This window comes from Subsaximicrobium wynnwilliamsii (assembly GCF_007997225.1).
GTDB classification, from domain to species: domain Bacteria; phylum Bacteroidota; class Bacteroidia; order Flavobacteriales; family Flavobacteriaceae; genus Psychroserpens; species Psychroserpens wynnwilliamsii.
This window is the reverse complement of the sequence record NZ_VORM01000007.1, coordinates 25,840-42,996: the sequence shown is the minus strand read 5'-3', so window position 1 is coordinate 42,996 and position 17,157 is coordinate 25,840. Positions and strand designations below refer to the sequence as shown.

The 17,157-nt window shown below is 39.2% G+C and carries 17 protein-coding genes and 1 tRNA gene; 12 read left to right on the top strand and 6 right to left on the bottom strand.

What is annotated here, in order from left to right; translation table 11 throughout:
• Positions 1-107: 107 nt before the first annotated feature.
• The 5 genes from rpsA to ESY88_RS08305 all read left to right on the top strand — a co-directional run bounded on the left by rpsA (position 108) and on the right by ESY88_RS08305 (position 5,284).
• Positions 108-1,970: a 30S ribosomal protein S1 gene (gene rpsA, locus ESY88_RS08325; protein WP_147087957.1), complete on the top strand. Its 1,863-nt coding sequence runs from the start codon at positions 108-110 to the stop codon at positions 1,968-1,970.
• Between the two features lie 472 nt (positions 1,971-2,442).
• The gene (gene pyrR / locus ESY88_RS08320; protein ID WP_147087956.1) at positions 2,443-2,982 is read left to right on the top strand and encodes a bifunctional pyr operon transcriptional regulator/uracil phosphoribosyltransferase PyrR; all 540 of its coding nucleotides are present in this window, start codon (positions 2,443-2,445) and stop codon (positions 2,980-2,982) included.
• A gap of 68 nt (positions 2,983-3,050) precedes the next feature.
• Positions 3,051-3,980: an aspartate carbamoyltransferase catalytic subunit gene (locus ESY88_RS08315; RefSeq protein WP_147087955.1), complete on the top strand. Its 930-nt coding sequence runs from the start codon at positions 3,051-3,053 to the stop codon at positions 3,978-3,980.
• 4 nt (positions 3,981-3,984) lie between these two features.
• Entirely contained in the window at positions 3,985-4,317 is a 333-nt protein-coding gene (locus ESY88_RS08310; RefSeq protein WP_147087954.1) for a ribonuclease Z, read from the top strand.
• A gap of 61 nt (positions 4,318-4,378) precedes the next feature.
• The gene (locus tag ESY88_RS08305) at positions 4,379-5,284 is read left to right on the top strand and encodes a ribonuclease Z (protein WP_147087953.1); all 906 of its coding nucleotides are present in this window, start codon (positions 4,379-4,381) and stop codon (positions 5,282-5,284) included.
• 92 nt (positions 5,285-5,376) lie between these two features.
• Here ESY88_RS08305 and ESY88_RS08300 read toward each other — a convergent pair whose 3' ends face one another.
• Complete coding sequence (locus ESY88_RS08300) at positions 5,377-5,808, bottom strand: hypothetical protein (protein WP_147087952.1); 432 nt, start codon at positions 5,806-5,808, stop codon at positions 5,377-5,379.
• An 80-nt stretch (positions 5,809-5,888) separates the two neighbouring features.
• On the opposite strand from ESY88_RS08300, the gene pdxH reads away from it, so the two are divergent.
• From pdxH to ESY88_RS08280, 4 genes are all read left to right on the top strand, one after another.
• Complete coding sequence (gene pdxH / locus ESY88_RS08295) at positions 5,889-6,536, top strand: pyridoxamine 5'-phosphate oxidase (RefSeq protein WP_147087951.1); 648 nt, start codon at positions 5,889-5,891, stop codon at positions 6,534-6,536.
• 195 nt (positions 6,537-6,731) lie between these two features.
• Entirely contained in the window at positions 6,732-7,226 is a 495-nt protein-coding gene (locus tag ESY88_RS08290) for a CAP domain-containing protein (RefSeq protein WP_147087950.1), read from the top strand.
• Between the two features lie 191 nt (positions 7,227-7,417).
• On the top strand, positions 7,418-7,708 hold the full coding sequence (locus ESY88_RS08285) for an amino acid permease (protein ID WP_223270768.1): 291 nt from the start codon (positions 7,418-7,420) through the stop codon (positions 7,706-7,708).
• Positions 7,708-7,965, top strand: coding sequence for a hypothetical protein (locus ESY88_RS08280; protein ID WP_147087949.1), 258 nt, complete (start codon positions 7,708-7,710; stop codon positions 7,963-7,965). The genes ESY88_RS08285 and ESY88_RS08280 overlap by 1 nt, the downstream gene beginning before the upstream one ends.
• 83 nt (positions 7,966-8,048) lie before the next feature.
• On the opposite strand, the gene ESY88_RS08275 is transcribed toward ESY88_RS08280, so the two are convergent.
• A complete protein-coding gene (locus tag ESY88_RS08275) occupies positions 8,049-9,227 on the bottom strand; it encodes a hypothetical protein (RefSeq protein ID WP_223270767.1) in 1,179 nt (392 codons plus the stop codon).
• 178 nt (positions 9,228-9,405) lie between these two features.
• Complete coding sequence (gene fahA / locus ESY88_RS08270; RefSeq protein ID WP_147087948.1) at positions 9,406-10,698, bottom strand: fumarylacetoacetase; 1,293 nt, start codon at positions 10,696-10,698, stop codon at positions 9,406-9,408.
• A gap of 256 nt (positions 10,699-10,954) precedes the next feature.
• Here fahA and ESY88_RS08265 point away from each other — a divergent pair, with 256 nt between their 5' ends.
• Positions 10,955-12,226 carry a serine hydroxymethyltransferase gene (locus tag ESY88_RS08265; RefSeq protein WP_147087947.1) on the top strand — a complete coding sequence of 424 codons (1,272 nt, stop codon included), beginning with the start codon at positions 10,955-10,957 and terminating at the stop codon, positions 12,224-12,226.
• A 148-nt stretch (positions 12,227-12,374) separates the two neighbouring features.
• Here the strand turns inward: ESY88_RS08265 and rpsT are convergent, their stop codons facing one another.
• From rpsT to proS, 3 genes are all read right to left on the bottom strand, one after another.
• Positions 12,375-12,629 carry a 30S ribosomal protein S20 gene (rpsT, locus tag ESY88_RS08260; protein ID WP_147087946.1) on the bottom strand — a complete coding sequence of 85 codons (255 nt, stop codon included), beginning with the start codon at positions 12,627-12,629 and terminating at the stop codon, positions 12,375-12,377.
• Positions 12,630-12,656: 27 nt separating this feature from the next.
• A tRNA-Glu gene (locus ESY88_RS08255) sits at positions 12,657-12,728 on the bottom strand.
• A 144-nt stretch (positions 12,729-12,872) separates the two neighbouring features.
• The gene (gene proS / locus ESY88_RS08250) at positions 12,873-14,351 is read right to left on the bottom strand and encodes a proline--tRNA ligase (RefSeq protein ID WP_147087945.1); all 1,479 of its coding nucleotides are present in this window, start codon (positions 14,349-14,351) and stop codon (positions 12,873-12,875) included.
• Positions 14,352-14,451: 100 nt separating this feature from the next.
• Between proS and ESY88_RS08245 the strand changes: the two genes are divergently transcribed.
• Together ESY88_RS08245 and ESY88_RS08240 are read left to right on the top strand one after the other, a co-directional pair.
• Complete coding sequence (locus ESY88_RS08245; RefSeq protein WP_147087944.1) at positions 14,452-15,510, top strand: hypothetical protein; 1,059 nt, start codon at positions 14,452-14,454, stop codon at positions 15,508-15,510.
• Positions 15,511-15,543: 33 nt separating this feature from the next.
• Complete coding sequence (locus ESY88_RS08240) at positions 15,544-17,061, top strand: OmpP1/FadL family transporter (protein ID WP_147087943.1); 1,518 nt, start codon at positions 15,544-15,546, stop codon at positions 17,059-17,061.
• The last annotated feature ends 96 nt before the right edge of the window (positions 17,062-17,157 follow it).

Below are 17,157 nucleotides of genomic sequence, written 5' to 3'. Positions count from 1 at the left end.
CGGAGTCAGAAAGATGAAGGGAATCAAACAAAACAATGATAACACTTCTGTGTGTTATTCGCTTAAAGCTTTCTAAACATAACAGAATACAAATTTTAATTCAGCAAATGTCTGAAAAAGAAACAAACCAAGCTGAGGTAGAGACTTCTACTGAAGCAACAACTGTAGAAACTACAGAAACGCAAACTGAAAAGACTCACAAACAGTCTGAAGCTCAAGCAAACCCAGAGAAATTTTTAGAGGATTTCAATTGGCACAACTACGAAGAGGGAATTGACCCAGTAGATGACAAGCAATTGGAGGAATTTGAAAAATTAGTATCTGAAAATTTTGTGGATACCTTAGATGATGAAGTCGTAGAAGGTACCGTGATCCATCTTTCAGATCGTGATGCCATCATTGACATCAACGCTAAATCTGAAGGTGTCATCTCTCTTAATGAGTTTAGATACAATCCAGATCTTAAGGTTGGTGATAAAGTTGAGGTATTGATTGATGTACGTGAAGATTCAACGGGTCAATTGATTCTCTCACACCGTAAAGCACGTGTAATCAAAGCATGGGAACGTGTTAACAATGCACATGACAATGGTGAAATCGTAAACGGTTTTGTGAAATGCAGAACTAAAGGCGGTATGATCGTTGACGTATTTGGTATTGAGGCATTCTTGCCAGGATCTCAAATTGATGTGAAGCCTATCCGTGATTACGATCAGTACGTGAACAAAACAATGGAATTCAAGGTGGTTAAAATCAATCATGAGTTCAAAAACATTGTGGTGTCTCACAAAGCGCTTATCGAAGCCGATATCGAAGAGCAGAAAAAAGAAATCATCAGTCAACTTGAAAAAGGTCAAGTTCTTGAAGGTACAGTTAAAAACATCACTTCTTATGGTGTGTTTATTGATCTTGGAGGCGTTGATGGCTTGGTGCATATCACAGATTTATCGTGGTCACGTATCAATCATCCAAACGAGATTGTTGATCTAGATCAGAAATTGAATGTCGTTATTTTAGACTTTGATGAAGATAAATCTAGAATCCAATTAGGCTTGAAACAATTGAGCAAGCACCCATGGGAAGCCTTAGGTGATACTGTGAAAATTGGCGATAGAGTGAAAGGTAAAGTTGTTGTAATCGCAGATTACGGTGCTTTTGTAGAAGTAGAAGAAGGTGTTGAAGGACTGGTTCACGTAAGTGAAATGTCTTGGTCAACCCATTTACGCTCTGCGAATGATTTCGTAAAAGTTGGTGACGAGATTGAAGCCGAAATATTGACCTTAGATAGAGAAGATCGTAAAATGTCCCTTGGTATCAAGCAATTGTCGCAAGATCCATGGACGGATATTACGTCTAAATATCCTGTAGGTTCAAAACATACTGGTATTGTACGTAACTTTACAAACTTTGGTGTTTTTGTGGAATTGGAAGAAGGTATCGACGGATTGATTTACATCTCCGATCTATCTTGGACTAAGAAAATCAAGCATCCAAGTGAATTCTGTAACGTAGGTGATAACTTAGATGTTGTAGTTCTTGAACTTGATGTTTCAGGACGTAAATTATCTTTGGGTCACAAACAAACTGAAGAGAATCCTTGGGATAAGTATGAAGCAGAGTTCGCTTTAGGAACCCTTCATACTGCTGAGATTGGAGAAATCGTTGACAAAGGCGCAACCATAGACTTTAACGAAGACATCGTGGCATTTGTACCACAACGTCATTTGGAAAAAGAAGATGGTAACAAGCTTAAGAAAGGCGAATCTGCAGAGTTTAAGATCATTGAGTTCAATAAAGAATTCAAACGTGTGGTCGCTTCTCATACAGCAATATTCAAGGAAGAGGAAATAGCAAATGTAAAAGCAGCTGTTAAGAAACAAGAAACGCAAGCAGCAGAAGCAAAACCTACTTTAGGAGATGCCAACGACGCTTTACAAGCGCTTAAAGATAAAATGGACGGAAAAAAATAAGTGCTGCGCAAGTAGTAACATTTAAACTGAATATTTTTTAATACTGAAAAGAGTCCATCATTTAATTGATGGGCTCTTTTTTTTTGGTCTACAGTCTAAAGTCTGCAGTCTACAGTCTGCAGTCAACAGTACATTCACATTCACAGCAACAGTCGAAATCTCCGATCTAGAGCTCACTGCGAGCCTGCCTTGGCGGTAGGGATGCAGGAGGTTGCGATCTTATGAAACTATAAAGACTGGTGTATAAGATTGCTTCTGCTGAAAGCTTTCGGCCATGCCAATGACAGCGTGTAGAACATCCCACACATCTTCTCTTCGAATCTCTGGGAGTCTCTGCGAAACCCAGTGTAACAACTCCACAACACTGGAGCACATAACTCCGCAGCAAACATCTTCATAACCCCACAAAAAAACCATTGCAAAGCCTAAAATTTTACCTTAACTTTGAACATCACACCCGTTCGAAACCCTTATGAGTCAAAAAGTGTTACTTAATGCTAAAGAATTGAACATCATTCTTCATCGATTGGCTTGTCAACTCATTGAGAACCACAATGATTTTTCTGAAACTGTTTTAATTGGATTACAGCCGCGAGGTACCTTTCTTGCAGATCGTTTGGCAAAACTCCTCCAAACCAATTACAAGATCAAGAATCTCAAACTGGGCTATCTCGATATTACTTTTTTTCGGGATGATTTCCGTAGAGGTGAAAAAATACTCGAAGCCAATAGCACTGTAATTGATTTTGTTGTAGAAAACAAAAACATTGTTTTTATTGATGATGTGTTATTTACAGGGCGTAGCATTCGAGCAGCCTTAACTGCCATACAATCCTTTGGTAGACCTAATGAAATAGAATTGTTGACTTTGATTGATAGACGTTTCAGCAGGCACTTGCCTATTCAGCCAAATTACAGAGGGCGCCAAGTGGATGCCATCAATGAAGAAAAAGTAAAGGTCAATTGGGTGGAGAATGAAGGCGAAGATGTGGTTTATTTGATAAATAGTTAATAAAGTACAAAGTACAGAGAATAGAGAATAAAGACTGAAGACCGACTGCTAACTGAAGACTAAAAAAAATGAGCGAATTAAGTGTCAATCACTTATTGGGGATTAAATATCTTAAAAAGCAAGATATCCAATTGATCTTTGAAACGGCCGATCATTTCAAGGAGGTTATCAATAGACCAATCAAAAAAGTGCCTTCGCTAAGAGACATAACCATCGCAAACCTGTTTTTTGAAAATTCCACACGCACCAAGCTTTCTTTTGAGTTGGCCGAAAAACGCTTATCCGCAGATGTCATCAATTTTTCCGCCTCGCAGTCATCCACAAAAAAAGGCGAGACTTTAATAGATACCGTAAACAATATACTCTCCATGAAAGTGGACATGGTAGTCATGCGCCACCCCAATCCTGGAGCGAGTGTCTTCCTGTCGCAACACGTCAATTCAAGCATTATCAATGCAGGAGACGGCGCACACGAGCACCCAACCCAGGCCTTACTGGATAGTTATTCCATTAGAGAGCGGTTAGGGGAGGTCAAGGGAAAAAAAGTGGTCATTGTTGGAGATATCTTGCACAGTAGGGTAGCACTCTCCAATATTTATGCGCTTCAATTACAAGGCGCTCAAATCATGGTTTGCGGTCCCAAAACCTTGTTGCCTAAATATATTGATACTTTGGGCGTACAAGTGGAGACCAATTTGAGAAAAGCGCTGAACTGGTGTGATGTGGCCAATATGTTGCGCGTTCAAAACGAGCGTATGGATATGAGCTACTTTCCATCAACAAGAGAATATACACAACAATATGGTGTTGATAAACAGTTACTAAACTCATTAGACAAGCCCATAACCATCATGCATCCTGGCCCTATTAATAGAGGGGTGGAAATAACAAGCGATGTGGCAGACTCCGATCAAGCTATTATTTTGGATCAAGTCCAGAATGGCGTTGCGGTAAGAATGGCAGTGATTTATTTGTTGGCAGCCAAAATAAAACATTAACATTATGATCATTGATAAAGACGGGAATACGACCCTAATCACTCAGGAAAAAGCGTCTATTGTAGAGCTTGTGAAAAAAATCGACGTGCTTTATGAGCGCTTCAAAAATGACAATATCATTGTAAATCTAATGTCATTAGATAAGGTAACTTTACAGGATGTTGTGGAGTTTTTGCAACTTTCAAATAAACATAGACGCGCAAAGCATTCCTTTGTTATCGTGTCCAACAGTTTCAACTTGGGCGAAACGCCAGACGAGATCATTGTAGTGCCTACAACCAAGGAAGCCTTTGATGTCATAGAAATGGAAGAAATGGAGCGCGACTTGGGCTTTTAATTTGTGTCTCTATCCATGTCTTTGTGTTTTGTCGCCTCTAAATGTCATTCAATAAATTGATATGAAATTAACCATACTGGGATGTCATAGTGCTACCCCACGCATTAATAGCAATACCACTTCACAAGTACTGGAAATTAAAAATCATACGTTTTTGATAGATTGTGGCGAAGGTACACAGGTGGAGCTGAGACGAAACAAAATCAAGTTCGGCAAGATCATGCACATCTTCATTTCGCATCTTCATGGCGATCATGTTTTTGGAATGGCAGGATTGATTTCCACCCTTAATTTGCTCACAAGAGAGAAGGATTTGCATATATATGCGCCTAAAGGCTTGAAAGAAGTCATAACGCTTCAAATGAAATTGGCCGCTTCCTGGACCAGTTATCAATTGGTTTTTCATGAATTGAGTTCCAATACTTCAGAATTGATTTTTGAAGATGATCAAGTGGAAGTGCATACCATTCCGCTAGACCATCGTGTCTATACCAACGGGTTTTTGTTTAAGGAAAAACCTGGCGAGCGTAAATTGGATATCAACGCCGTGAAGAAAGCAGATATTGAAGTGGCCTACTACCAAAAGATCAAACAAGGTTTTGATGTGGTAAATAAGAAAGGACAACTTATTGCAAATAATGCATTGAGTAAAGCACCAAATCCGCCCAAAAGTTACGCATTTTGCAGTGATACGGCCTATAGTGAGCGCATAGTGCCAATTGTTGAAAATGTAGATATGCTTTACCACGAGTCTACCTTTTTGGAAAAGAACAGCGATTTGGCCACAAAGACGAAGCACTCTACAGCCAAGCAGGCTGCGCAGATAGCTCTAAAGGCAAAAGCAGGCCTTTTGATTTTAGGACACTATTCTACCCGCTATGGCGATTTCAAAGTGTTTCAGGAAGAAGCGCAAGGCATTTTCAAAAATGTGGAACTGGCAGAGGATGGCAAGCAGTTTGAAGTATAAGGGTTTTAGCTTAATCGATTTCAAATATAGGTAGCATTCGGCATGGCTTTAAATGCGATGAAAATGTAACTTAAGCGCTCAGGTTCAATCGTCTAATTGGTTTTGCATTTATTCTTGAACTCTTTCAGATCAAGAATCCATTTGATAGCTTCATCCAAGCTTTTACAGCGTTTCAAGCTTTTTTCTGAAAAGTGCTTTTCCAACGAAGCATTGAGATGGTTGAAGTTGGTATAAGAAACCACAGCACTTGCCACAAGAAAATCATAGTCATCACTAACCTCCTTCCATAATTGAAGATCAAAGGAATAGGAATTTATACGATTGGCGATGTAACCAATTTTAAAACCTCTCTTTATTTCTTCAGAAAAGTGGCTAATAATATCACTTGCAATAGCATAATCCACATGAACTCCTTCATTGAATTCTGAAATCGTGAAATGTTTTGTAAGATAGAACGTGCCAAAGGGAAATTGAACTTTTTTATAGGGTATGAGCTTGGAATATTTGCTATCTTCAAATGTCATTGACGCTAATTTTCACTAAATTTATAAGAATTTAATCAACTGAAAAAGCAAATCAGAACGAAAAACAAAACAAATCTGCAATGAAATCAGACTTAGGTAATTACAGAAAATCTTATGAGAAAGAACAACTTCTCGAAAAAAACGTAGGCTACAACCCTTTTGATCTTTTTAAAAAATGGTTTGAAGAGGTTGAAACTAATTTTGATGTTGGAGAAGTCAACGCCATGACCTTATCAACTATTGGCTTGGATGGTTTCCCAAAAAGTAGAGTGGTTTTGCTCAAGGAATTTTCTGCGGAAGGTTTTACCTTTTACACCAACTATGAGAGCGAAAAGGGCAGAGGCATCATGATCAACTCAAATGTATGTTTGTCCTTTTTCTGGGAAACTGCGCAGAGGCAAGTGATCATTAAGGGAAGAGCAGATAAAATTGAAGAAAGCCAGAGTGACGCCTATTTCCAATCGCGACCAAGAGGAAGCCAATTGGGCGCGTTGGTATCGCATCAAAGTAAGGTTATTGAAAGCCGAAAACTATTAGAGGATCGTTTACACAATCTAGAAAATGAATATGAAGACAAGGTGATTGAACGACCCGACTTTTGGGGAGGCATTATTGTGAAGCCTGTGGAAATAGAATTTTGGCAAGGAAGGCCTAATAGATTGCACGATAGGCTGCGCTATAAGCTAGATTCGGAATATAATTGGAAACGTGAACGACTCTCGCCTTGATATTAACAAATCATCGACAAACGACACTATTTTTCTGTCTAAAAACCTTATTTAATTAATAATCCATGCATTTGATCGATGTTTTACCTAAAAAACCGATGAATTGCATGTAGTTAGTCGAATTTAACATTTCATTAACAGTTATTCAATTATAAGCAGATTATTTTAGGGGTACCCAAATAGAATAACCTACTTATGAAACCTACTAAATTTTTGCCAGTCATGGCCTTGGTCGCTATTTTATCGTTTTCATGTTCTACTGAAACCGTCTCTAATGAAATTATAGATGATCTTGAACTTCAAAGCCCACCTTCAGCAAAGGAAATTGAGATTGAAATCTTAGAATTGATCAACCAACATCGCATTGCCCTTGGCCTTAATGCGTTAAACAGTAATGCCACAATCAAATCAGTAGCGCATTCCCATACCGATTATATGGTGGAGGTTAACAATATGTCTCATGATTATTTTTACCAACGTCGAAACAGTTTGATTGTCAACGTAGCTGCTCAGGAAGTTTCTGAGAATGTAGCCTACGCCTATAGTTCAGCGCATTCGGTTGTGCAGGCTTGGCTAAGAAGCGAGGGGCATAAAGCAAACATTGAGGGCGATTTTACAGATTTTGATGTTTCCGCTGAGCAAAATACTCAGGGAAAATGGTACTTCACAAACATCTTTATCAAGAAGTAAGGCTTAAATCCATTAAAAACTAGAGGTCTAGAATGCTATCCCTAATAAACTTAAGTCAGAAAATTTTCAAAATATTAACTTTAGCTTTCAAATAATACTATAGATATCAACTAAATTCGTATAGCTTTAAATAACAGCTCGCTGTTTTCTTCACTCAAGGCTTCACGATTTTATGAAAAAATCAAAAAAAGTTGGGACAATTGTCGTCAACTGCTATTTGCGGTAACGATATAAGCTCATCTGTACTGTACGTCTCGGCCTTGGCTATCGCTTTTGCTGGACAATACGCATGGATTACCCTATTGATTGTCTCCTTTGTGTTATTTCTATTCAGGAAGATTTATGGAGAAGTGGTTGGTGTGTTACCCTCAAATGGCGGAGCTTACAACGTACTTTTAAATACCACAAGTAAATCAACGGCCTCCTTTGCCGCCACTTCAACAATGCTCTCTCAACATGGCCACAGCTGTGATTTATGGTAATGAGGCCATACATTACCGTGTTGAAGGAGGGTGAGCATTTACGGGAGGATTTGGTAAAGGAAATTGAATTTTTAGATAAAGAGTATCCCAAAATAAAAATAGATTTTGTTAAGCTCGACGGCGAGTTTTCTCCAGAATTTATTGAGGAACTCTCAAAAAAATGGAACATTCCCGTCAATTTTATGTTTATTGGTGCACCTGGAGTCGATTGCCCTTACCGTATTGAAGAGTTGGGTGGCGTGCGATTGATTATATAATACAGGCACTTTCAAAACAAAAAATCCACAGTGTTGTTGATTTGCAACCATTGTGGATTTCTATTTAGAGCGCAATTCAAAGCCTAATTCAATGTGTAAGCGCTGAGTATATTCTTAAGTTGCAGTTTGAGATCCTCTCCAGTATCGAAGACCATTTGTTGATCACTAGGGAAGGGTACTGCTCTATTTCTTGTCAATTCACGTTCTTGAAGGCTCAAGGCGCGCTCATCGCCTCTTACCCAGGCATAAAAATTCTCAAAAATGAATGTGCTGTTGAGTTTAAAGCTATCCACAGGTTTGTTTGAACCCAATTTGCTAAATACAACATCAGCAATGACCTCTACAGATTTATATTGACTTACTTCAAAATAGCGCGCTTTCGCATTGATTATTTTATCAATTTTCATCTTATTGCCAAGACTGTCCAACAGGATCGATCCGTTGCGGTCTTTTTTGTATTCCCAGCCATCAATGATGTTTTTTTCATTCAACTTCTGCTTTTCATGTACGCGTTCTGGAGAGAGGGAAATGGCTTTAAGCCTCATAACAACGTCGTAATCATAGCTAAGGTTTTGGTCTATATATCCATGATAGGTGGTCCAAAACGCATCGAGGCCATAAGTGTCAAAATTCAATACATCTGTTTCCAATTGCTTCGGAATGATTTGTTTGGTTTGATTTTCTATGTAAACCATAACAAAATCAGTTCCTTTGAGATGTGCTTCTTGTAGTAATGCTCTTGTATCTTTAAAATTTGGATTTATGGCTTCCACATAACTGAATTGATCGTATGCTTCGCGAGCATCGTATTTGTTATCAGAGCTAAGTTGCGATTTACCAAGAGCCAATAGGTATTCGGAAGTTTTGTAACGATAGTCAACAATTTCTGAAGCATAGTCTTTGAATTCCAATTTGAAATCTTTCCCATTTATCTTGAGCGGAAGCACGCGTTTAATAGCTAACTGTCTGTCATCTAAATCCAAGTACATCTCATAAATTGTTTTAAAGTACTCTGGATTGCTGTCCTTTTTAAGGGTGTTGATGCGTTGAAGATCTTCTTGCATTGCCTTGTAATACGCATCTTCCAGCAGGACTATGAAATCCTGTTTACGTGGCTTGTCTTTATTGCGGTCTAGTTTTTCAAGCGCTTCTTGGATGGCTTGATCATAATTGCCATGACTTATGGCTTTACCAATTTGTTTTCTTCCGCTACAAGATGTAAGTACCAAAAGAAGTGCTGCAGTGAGTAGTAATTGCTTCATAATCGTGGAATTTAAGTGTTTATTATTCCAGAAATCCAAAAATGATGCCAAATCAAAACACGCAGTGCTTTAGCCTTCGGAAAAGCCTTCCGTTAAATACACGACATGCGGAAACAAAAAAACTTGAAACCAATAACATGCTATTGGTTTCAAGTTTCAATTCGAATCAATATGTTTCTTATTTTTTCTTTTTAGGATTAAAAATCGGTAATAATTGGGTGGAAACTTCTCCAAAGCCTATGCGAGTGCCGTCTTTTTCACAATACCCGCGCATGATAACAGTATCGTTGTCATTGATAAACTTTCGCTCAGTGCCATCACTCATTTTAATTGGCTTTTCGCCTCTCCAGGTCAATTCTAACATAGAGCCATACGTATCTGGCGTCGCTCCAGATATAGTGCCACTGCCCATCATATCCCCCGAGTTTACAGGACAGCCATTAATTGTGTGATGCGCCAATTGTTGGGACATGTTCCAGTACATGTATTTAAAATTGGTTTTACTTAAAATGGATTCTTTGGCACCTTTGGGTTTTAGGGACACTTCTAAGTTGATATCGTAGCTTTTCTTCCCTTTAAATTGTAGATACGGTAATTGTGGTTTTATGGGTTTAGGGCCATCAATTTTAAAGGGTTCAAGTGCATCCAAGGTCACAATCCATGGCGATATGGACGATGCAAAACTTTTAGCCAAAAAGGGTCCTAAGGGCACATATTCCCATTTTTGGATATCTCGGGCAGACCAATCGTTGAATAACACCAATCCAAAAATATATTCTTCAGCTTCGTTTACAGGAATGGACTCGCCCAAATCGTTGGCATCGGTCGTTATAAAAGCCATTTCCAACTCAAAATCCACCAATTTGGAAGGTCCAAATACCGGTGTATCACTATCGGCTGGCATGGTTTGACCTTGAGGCCTGTGCACAGGAATTCCCGATGGAATTATAGAAGAACTCCTGCCGTGATATCCCACTGGGATGTGAAGCCAATTGGGCATCAAGGCATTCTCTGGATCTCTAAACATCGTGCCCACATTTTTAGCGTGCTCAATACTCGAGTAGAAATCGGTATAATCGCCAATTTGCACTGGTAATTGCATTTCTATTTCATCCAACCGGAAACATACGATCTCCTTGTGTTTGAGATTGTTTTTAAGCTTAGTGTTATTGCTGTCAAAAATTTCGGCAATTCGATTTCTTACTAAACGCCATGTCTTTCTGCCATCGGCAATAAAATCGTTCAAGGTATCCTGTAAAAAGATATCGTCTGTCAAGGGGATGCCTTCAAAATAACCTAATTGATGCAATGCGCCTAGGTCTATGGCAGTGTCGCCAATTCTGGTGCCAATGGTAATGATATCGTCACGGGTTAAGAAAACGCCGAATGGGATATTCTGTATAGGAAAATCAGAATTCTTGCTCACGTGCAACCAGGAACTTCGGTCTGGATTGTTAGCTGATAATGGCATATTTTTTGTTTTTTGATTGTTGTGTTGATCTATTCAAACCTACATAATTTTTTTAATCTTAGAGCATATTTTATCTTAAAAAGCAGGTATGAATTTACTGTTAATAGACTACTCATAAAAGATGGGTTAAATATATTGTTTTGAAATTATATCTATGATCAATTTCTTACTTTTGCTAAAATTTAACACAATCGAAGATTCCATAGATTTTAATAGGAATTTTTAAAAGTTTTCGAACAAATTAAATCCAAGAAATATGCAACGTGATCACCAAATTTTTGAACTTATAGAAGCTGAAAAGGAGCGTCAACTCAAAGGTCTTGAACTGATAGCTTCAGAAAACTTTGTAAGTGACCAGGTCATGGAGGCTGCAGGCTCGGTCTTAACCAATAAATACGCCGAGGGCTACCCTGGAAAACGCTATTACGGAGGCTGTGAAATAGTTGATGAGGTAGAGCAAATTGCAATTGATCGTGCAAAAACCTTATTTGGTGCCGTGTATGCCAATGTGCAACCCCATTCGGGAAGTCAGGCAAACACAGCGGTCTTTTCTGCTTGTTTAAACCCTGGAGATAAGATCTTAGGTTTTGATCTATCCCATGGCGGTCACTTGACCCACGGATCTCCCGTTAATTTTTCAGGGAAATTATATACCCCTTCATTCTATGGTGTTACAGAGGAGACTGGGGTGCTTGATTATGATAAAATTGAGGAAATCGCAATTAAGGAGCGACCAAAAATGATCATTGCAGGTGCATCGGCATATTCAAGGGATATGGATTTTAAGCGTTTTCGCGAGATTGCCGATAAGGTCGACGCGCTTTTATTGGCCGATATTTCCCATCCCTCGGGATTGATAGCAAAAGGCATCTTAAACGATCCTATTCCGCATTGCCACGTAGTAACCACAACAACGCATAAAACGTTACGTGGCCCAAGAGGAGGATTGATATTGATGGGAGCGGATTTTGATAATCCTTTCGGTTTGAAACTGAAAAACGGATCGCTTAAAAAAATGTCATCCTTATTTGATTCAGCAGTGTTTCCAGGAAATCAAGGTGGTCCATTGGAGCACATCATCGCGGCAAAAGCGATTGCTTTTGGTGAGGCATTGACCGATGAGTTTATGCGTTATATGTTGCAAGTTAAGGCAAACGCCAGTGCAATGGCCAAAGCCTTTGTGGATAAAAATTATGATATCATTTCCAAGGGAACCGATAATCACATGATGCTTATCGATCTTAGAAATAAAGACGTTACTGGTAAGCAAGCCGAAGAGGCTTTAGGAAAGGCAGACATTACTGTTAATAAAAACATGGTGCCTTTTGATGATAAGAGTCCGTTTGTGACTTCTGGGATTCGCATAGGGACGGCTGCAGTTACCACTAGAGGTCTAAAAGAATCGGACATGGCTGCCATTGTCGACTTCATTGACGAGGTTATCAGCAATAATCAAGATGAGGACAAATTGAAAGCCATTAGTGAAAAAGTGAATGCCATGATGAGAGACAAGCCTTTGTTTGCCTAATGGTTGAAAGGGACTAATGCTTAAAAGCCCGTTGGTAAATTTACCAACGGGCTTTTGATCTTTATAGTATTCCTGCTTTAGAATTGAACTATTACCACATAAAAAAAGCTTCTCAATTGAGAAGCTCTATCTTGTGAATATAACTCTCTTAGTTAAGGGTTGCGACGTGTTTTGTTAAATTGGATACCAAATTAGCAGCTTTGTTATCATGTATAACATTTTTCTTAGCTAATTTATCAATCATGGAAACGACTTCTGGCAAATATTCCTTTGCTTCATTGCCGCTCTCCATTTCTCTCAACTTTTTGATAGCACTACGTGTTGTTTTGTGCTGATATCTATTAGTCAATCGCTTTGATTCGTTACTTCTAATTCTCTTTAATGCTGACTTGTGATTTGCCATTGTATTACCTTCTTATTTAAAAAATTGTAGCCCGTAGGGGAGTCGAACCCCTCTTACCAGGATGAAAACCTGGCGTCCTAGCCGATAGACGAACGGGCCATTTTAATTTATTCCATTCTGAAATTTAGATTTTGATGATCTTTGTTTCAGTTTTAAAATGAACTTGCAATTACCTCATTGCGGATGCAAAAATACAACTATTTTTAAATGATGCAATATTTATTTAAAATTTTTTAAAAAAAATTAATAAGCCTTAGCAAAAAGCACCCTTTGTTTCGATGGTTTCCCGCTAAACACGCAGGTTCCAAGCTCTTCTTTGGCGTCCATTGGGATGCATCTTATGGTCGCTTTTGTGGCGTCTTTTATCTTTTGTTCTGTTTCTGCCGTGCCATCCCAATGCGCTGAAATAAAACCTGTTTTTTTATCGAGTACCTTCTTAAATTCTTCAAAATCATCCACTTTAGTCATGTGGGAATCTCTAAAATTTAAAGCTTTTGTGAACAATTCCTCCTGGATGGTGGTCAAAAGTGTTTCAACAGTGCGCTCTAAGTCATCAAACCCAATGATTTGTTTTGTCAAATTATCACGTCGCGCCAGCTCAGCTGTGTTGTTTTCCAGATCCTTTGGGCCAATCGCAACTCTTAAGGGGACACCCTGCAATTCATGCTGGGCGAATTTGGCACCAGGACGGTGAGTGGTTCTCCCGTCAAATTTGCAGCTGATGCCTTTAAGCTTTAAGCCTTTGATTATGCCATTCGCTTTCTCGGTAATAAGCTCCAATTGCTCCTCATTTTTATAGATGGGCACAATTACCACTTGGGAAGGGGCGAGGTTTGGAGGAAGCACTAAGCCTTTGTCGTCGCTGTGTGTCATGATCAATGCGCCCATCAAACGAGTTGAAACCCCCCAAGAGGTCGCCCAGACATACTCCAATTGGCCTTCCTTATTCGTGAATTTCACATCAAAGGCTTTGGCGAAATTCTGGCCTAAGAAATGTGATGTTCCGGCTTGTAAGGCTTTTCCGTCCTGCATTAAGGCCTCGATACAATAGGTTTCAATGGCACCAGCAAAACGTTCACTTTCGGTCTTTATACCCTTAATAACTGGAATCGCCATAAAATTTTCGGCAAATTCAGCATAGATATCATTCATGAGTTCAGCTTCAGCAATGGCTTCTTGTTTTGTGGCATGGGCCGTGTGGCCTTCTTGCCATAAAAATTCCGTCGTTCTTAGAAACAGTCGTGTTCTCATTTCCCAGCGCACCACATTTGCCCATTGGTTCACTAAGATAGGTAAATCACGATAACTCTGGATCCAACCTTTGTAGGTGCTCCATATAATAGCTTCACTGGTAGGTCTTACAATTAATTCCTCCTCCAGCTTGGCTTCCGGGTCTACTCTAAGTTTTCCTGGATTGTCAGGGTCGTTCTGTAGCCTATAATGCGTCACAATGGCACATTCTTTAGCGAAACCTTCAGCGTTTTTTTCTTCAGCCTCAAACAAGCTTTTTGGGACGAAAAGAGGAAAATACGCATTCTGATGGCCAGTTTCCTTGAACATGCGATCCAGTTCTGCTTGCATCTTTTCCCAAATGGCGTATCCATAAGGTTTGATGACCATGCAGCCTCTAACAGCAGAGTTCTCCGCCATATCGGCTTTAACCACCAGTTCATTGTACCACTTGGAGTAATCATCTGCTCTACTTGTAAGGTTTTTGCTCATTTTTAGTGTTTTGGCACAAAAGTTGCGACTATGTTAAATAAAGAAATAGTTCAGCAAAACTAACTATTTTTGTATTGTTCAACACTATAAATAAAAAGATATGCTACTCACAAAATACATAAAGAATAAATTTTCATTTTTTATTACATTTGGCTTTGCGTTCGCTTTATTTTCTTGCGGTTCGTTTCAGTATGTAGGTTATGATAATGATGGGATTTACTCTGACGAAGAAGTGAATTATGAAGAAGCACCCGTAAAAACCACTACGGAAGTAGCCAATAATTCTTATTACAGAAATTATTTTGCTGAAAAGGCCAACCAATTTGCAGATGTGCCCGATGCGGAACCTGCGGTATTTACCGATATTGAGACTTATTCAAGTGATTACGATCAACCTTACGAGGATGAGGCCCAAGTAGGTTATGCGGGTTGGGGTGCCGCGAATGAAAATGTTACTATCAATTACTACGATACCGGTTGGAATAACTTTGGAATGGGCGGTTTTGGAATGGGCGGTTTTGGAATGGGCGGTTTTGGATGGGGCGGCTTTGGCTGGGACCCATTTTGGGGTGGTAATAGATGGGGATTCAATAATTGGGGCTGGGGTTTCAATAATTGGGGCTGGAATCAAGGTTGGGGTTGGAACCAAGGTTTCGGAAATTTTGGTTTCAATGGTGGTTTTCACGGAATTTATAACAACGGGTGGAACAATCATAGGGGAAATTATGCCTATAATGCCGGTCGTAGAGGTTCGCGAAGCAATTCTAATATTACCAGAGACTATGCTTCCAGTACTAGAAGATCCTCGTCTGATGTGTCAAGAAATGCAACAATCAATAGAAGATCTGATAATTCCTCAAGATCTCGTGCAACGTATGATGCAACCAGAAGAACTAGATCAACAATATCAAGTCCGTCTAGAAGAAGTTCGGGGAATGATGTAAGGACCAGAAGAAGCTCTCAGAATGAAGTAAGGTCTAGACGAAGCAATAATTCTAGAGCAAGATCTTCAGCGCCAAGCAGAAGCAGTACGCCCTCGGTCAACCGTTCATCCAGGAGCAGTTCGTCTAGCGCAAGGTCGGGCGGTTCTTCATCTAGATCGTCAGGAGGCTCTTCAAGATCTTCTGGTGGAGGGTCTTCACGCCGCGGAGGTAGATAATCAATTGTCCTAAAATCTTTTAAAAATACATAAATGAAAAAGTTAAGTTTACTGATCATAGGTGTCTTATCTATGTCTCATAGTTACGCTCAGGAAATTTCAGATGCTGTTCGATTTTCAAATGATGAGGTACAAGGCACAGCTCGATTTAGAGCCTTGAGTGGTGCTTTCGGTGCTCTGGGAGGTGATATGTCTGCGGTAAGTATCAATCCGGCAGGATCGGCCATATTTGCTAGGAGCCATGCCTCATTTTCACTCTCTAGTTTGACCGTCAATAATGATGTGAATTATTTTAACGGATTTAATTCATCATCAGAGTCCAAATTTGACCTCAATCAAGCGGGTGCAGCTTTTGTCTTTGCCAATAATGATCCAAATTCAAAATGGAAAAAATTCACTTTGAGTTTTGCGTATGACAAGACCGCGAATTATGAAGATCAATGGTACGCCTCGGGAACAAATACAAGGTCTATTGATCGCTACTTTTTGGATTATGCTCAAGGTTTGCCTTTGAATGAAATCTCAGCATTTTCAGATGAAACAATTTCAGAGGGGTATTCGGGAATTGGATCTGCCTATGGCTTTGGAAACCAACAGGCGTTTTTGGGTTATGAATCCTATATTTTAGAACCCGCTGCAGATACCGATGAAAATACGGTGTATTCTTCTAATATTGGTGCGGGAACTTTCAACCAATCTTATGATTATGCTGCCACAGGCTACAATGGAAAATTCACATTCAATATAGCCACACAATATGGCGAGACGCTCTACTTAGGGCTTAACTTAAATTCGCATTTTATCAATTATGAGCGTTTTACCAATTTCACTGAATTCAACAACAATGCAGGATCGCTCGTTACCGATGTTGATTTTGAAAATAGCTTAGCAACGAGAGGCAATGGCTTTTCATTTCAATTGGGTGCAATTCTAAAAGTGACCAATGAGTTGCGAGCAGGCTTTACCTATCAATCCCCAACTTGGTACACTATTACTGAAGAAACAACCCAGTATATTTCAACGGTAAGAAATGGTCAAAATGGCTTTGAAACAGTAATGGTAGACCCTAACGTTGTCAATGTGTTTCCAGATTATAATTTAAAAACCCCAGGAAAAATAACAGGTAGTTTGGCTTATGTATTTGGTGATAAAGGCTTGTTAAGTTTTGATTATTCTCGTAAGGATTTTTCGAATACTCAATTCAGGCCCACTTCAGATCCGTTCTTCGCTTCGCAAAACAACTTGATGAATAACGCGCTTCAAGCATCCAATACTTATAGATTAGGTGGAGAATATCGTTACAAAAGAGTGAGCTTTAGAGGTGGTTATCGTTTTGAGGATAGTCCTTATAAGAACGATAGTTTCTATGGTAATCTAAATGGATACTCTGCAGGGTTAGGTTACAAATTTGGAAGCGCTAGTCTGGATTTTACATATGATTATGCTGAAAGAACAATTAATAACAGATTGTTCGAAGTTGGTCTTACCGATGCGGCAATCTTAGATACCAACAATTCCAATTTTACGCTCTCATTAGGTTTTAGCCTCTAGGGATGCGCTATAATTCACTATTGAAAAATGCCGAAATAACACTCGGCATTTTTTAGTTTAGCTTTTATTATTAAACCAATATGATAAAACGATAAC

What these genes read in the sequence shown, in the direction of transcription:
- rpsA (WP_147087957.1), top strand. Translation starts at nt 108, where the DNA reads ATGTCTGAAAAAGAAACAAACCAAGCTGAGGTAGAGACTTCTACTGAA.
- pyrR (WP_147087956.1), top strand. Translation starts at nt 2,443, where the DNA reads ATGAGTCAAAAAGTGTTACTTAATGCTAAAGAATTGAACATCATTCTT.
- ESY88_RS08315 (WP_147087955.1), top strand. Translation starts at nt 3,051, where the DNA reads ATGAGCGAATTAAGTGTCAATCACTTATTGGGGATTAAATATCTTAAA.
- ESY88_RS08310 (WP_147087954.1), top strand. Translation starts at nt 3,985, where the DNA reads ATGATCATTGATAAAGACGGGAATACGACCCTAATCACTCAGGAAAAA.
- ESY88_RS08305 (WP_147087953.1), top strand. Translation starts at nt 4,379, where the DNA reads ATGAAATTAACCATACTGGGATGTCATAGTGCTACCCCACGCATTAAT.
- ESY88_RS08300 (WP_147087952.1), bottom strand. Translation starts at nt 5,808, where the DNA reads ATGACATTTGAAGATAGCAAATATTCCAAGCTCATACCCTATAAAAAA.
- pdxH (WP_147087951.1), top strand. Translation starts at nt 5,889, where the DNA reads ATGAAATCAGACTTAGGTAATTACAGAAAATCTTATGAGAAAGAACAA.
- ESY88_RS08290 (WP_147087950.1), top strand. Translation starts at nt 6,732, where the DNA reads ATGAAACCTACTAAATTTTTGCCAGTCATGGCCTTGGTCGCTATTTTA.
- ESY88_RS08280 (WP_147087949.1), top strand. Translation starts at nt 7,708, where the DNA reads ATGAGGCCATACATTACCGTGTTGAAGGAGGGTGAGCATTTACGGGAG.
- ESY88_RS08275 (WP_223270767.1), bottom strand. Translation starts at nt 9,227, where the DNA reads ATGAAGCAATTACTACTCACTGCAGCACTTCTTTTGGTACTTACATCT.
- fahA (WP_147087948.1), bottom strand. Translation starts at nt 10,698, where the DNA reads ATGCCATTATCAGCTAACAATCCAGACCGAAGTTCCTGGTTGCACGTG.
- ESY88_RS08265 (WP_147087947.1), top strand. Translation starts at nt 10,955, where the DNA reads ATGCAACGTGATCACCAAATTTTTGAACTTATAGAAGCTGAAAAGGAG.
- rpsT (WP_147087946.1), bottom strand. Translation starts at nt 12,629, where the DNA reads ATGGCAAATCACAAGTCAGCATTAAAGAGAATTAGAAGTAACGAATCA.
- proS (WP_147087945.1), bottom strand. Translation starts at nt 14,351, where the DNA reads ATGAGCAAAAACCTTACAAGTAGAGCAGATGATTACTCCAAGTGGTAC.
- ESY88_RS08245 (WP_147087944.1), top strand. Translation starts at nt 14,452, where the DNA reads ATGCTACTCACAAAATACATAAAGAATAAATTTTCATTTTTTATTACA.
- ESY88_RS08240 (WP_147087943.1), top strand. Translation starts at nt 15,544, where the DNA reads ATGAAAAAGTTAAGTTTACTGATCATAGGTGTCTTATCTATGTCTCAT.